Source organism: Kocuria subflava (assembly GCF_012163155.1).
GTDB lineage: Bacteria > Actinomycetota > Actinomycetes > Actinomycetales > Micrococcaceae > Kocuria > Kocuria subflava.
In genome coordinates, this window is record NZ_JAAVUN010000215.1 from 1 (window position 1) to 546 (window position 546).

At 70.3% G+C, this 546-nt stretch carries 1 protein-coding gene; it reads left to right on the forward strand.

Annotated features, from left to right (window positions below; genetic code table 11):
• Positions 1-94: 94 nt before the first annotated feature.
• On the forward strand, positions 95-546 hold a 452-nt coding region (locus GTW58_RS13830; RefSeq protein WP_342453330.1), incomplete at its 3' end, for a biotin/lipoyl-containing protein.

The window sequence follows — 546 nt, forward strand, 5'->3', positions numbered from 1 at the left end:
ACCCCGTCCCCCGCGCCCAAGCTGGAGGAGCATCACCTGCCCCCCGTGGACCGCATCCTGGACGTCATTGACGACATGCAGTGGGAGGACTGACATGCCCCGCACATTCCTGCTCCCCGACCTCGGTGAAGGCCTCACGGAGGCCGACCTGGTCCGCTGGCTCGTCGCCGAAGGGGACACCGTTGCGATCGACCAGCCCATCGCCGAGGTCGCGACCGCCAAGTCGCTGGTCGAGGTCCCCTGCCCCCGGGCGGGCGGGGTCACCACGCTGCACGGCGGAACCGGCGAAACCCTGGAGGTCGGCAAACCCCTGATCTCCGTGGACACCGGCGAGGACGGACCCTCCTCGGCCAACGGCAACGACGACGGCGCCCTGTCCTACCGCGAGGAGGAACGGGCCGGGGCTGTTCCCGCGGAGTCCCAGGACCCCGGTGAGCAGACCGCTGCTGCATCAGACGATGCCTCCGACGAGTCAGAAGGCTCCGGGAACGTCTTGATCGGCTACGGGACCTCGGAGGGTTCGGGGCGGCGCCGGCGACGTCGTCG